Origin of the sequence: Pseudomonas onubensis, assembly GCF_965653655.1 — a bacterium.
Classification (GTDB): Bacteria; Pseudomonadota; Gammaproteobacteria; order Pseudomonadales; family Pseudomonadaceae; genus Aquipseudomonas.
In genome coordinates, this window is record NZ_CBFHAZ010000214.1 from 1 (window position 1) to 877 (window position 877).

General features: G+C 57.4%; 1 protein-coding gene. It reads left to right on the forward strand.

Features of this window, described 5'->3' with window-relative positions:
• Positions 1–432 precede the first annotated feature (432 nt).
• A complete protein-coding gene (locus ACTD9P_RS29615; protein WP_438870419.1) occupies positions 433–756 on the forward strand; it encodes a DUF6124 family protein in 324 nt (107 codons plus the stop codon).
• Positions 757–877: the final 121 nt, after the last annotated feature.

Below are 877 nucleotides of genomic sequence, written 5' to 3' on the forward strand. Positions count from 1 at the left end.
GCGGTGTATCAGCCAACACATTCAGTGACTGACACTCCGCTTTCGCGAGCAAGCCCGCTCCCACATTTAGGTCAGTGTAGGGTTCACGTCCTACAGCGCACACTGAAACAGCAAAGTCCGAAGCCACAGCGCCTTGCTCCATTGCCTACGCTTGCGTCAGAATCCGCCGGCTTGTGCGCTCTGGTGGGCGTCTCTAAGGTTGCTCGGTCGCTGACAACTCAGTGATCGGGTTTAGTAGCCCGGGGTTATTCCAGTCAGTGCATGAGCTTCATCTGTCGGACGGCTTCGTCCGTGCTTGATGGTGGCTGTGTGCAGGGCGTCTTCGGGCGCGCCGGCTTTCTTGGAATTCCCCGGTCTACTAACCTGCGCACAGCTGCCACCCCTTTGTTTAGTAGCTAAGAGGTGGCGGCCCTAACGTGGGAAATTCCAAGTATGTTCAAAATAACGCCGAACCCTCCAAGCGAACCGGACCTGAAACTCAATCAGGCCGCGCATCGTGCGATAGATCACTACCTCAATCCAAAAGCCGACCCTGCCCTGCCACCGCCCGCGCTGTTCAACGTCGCCGCCGACGCCAGCAACGAAACCCTGATCACCAACAGCTACGAAACCTTTTCCTCGGTCACTGCCTTGTTGCTCGACCTGTCAGAAGACTTGACCGGAAAACAGCGCGACGTGGCGCTGGCGATTCACCAGTTGAGTGAGTTGGGAGTGTTGCTGATGGACAGGCTGCTGGAACGCGAGGCCGCCAGCTAACGGCGCAATGGATCGCTGAGCATAAGGCAACACACATCTAATGTGGGAGCGGGCTTGCTCGCGAAAGCGGAGTGTCAGTCACTGAATGTGTTGGCTGATACACCGCTTTCGCGAGCAAGCC

What these genes read in the sequence shown, in the direction of transcription:
- ACTD9P_RS29615 (WP_438870419.1), top strand. Translation starts at nt 433, where the DNA reads ATGTTCAAAATAACGCCGAACCCTCCAAGCGAACCGGACCTGAAACTC.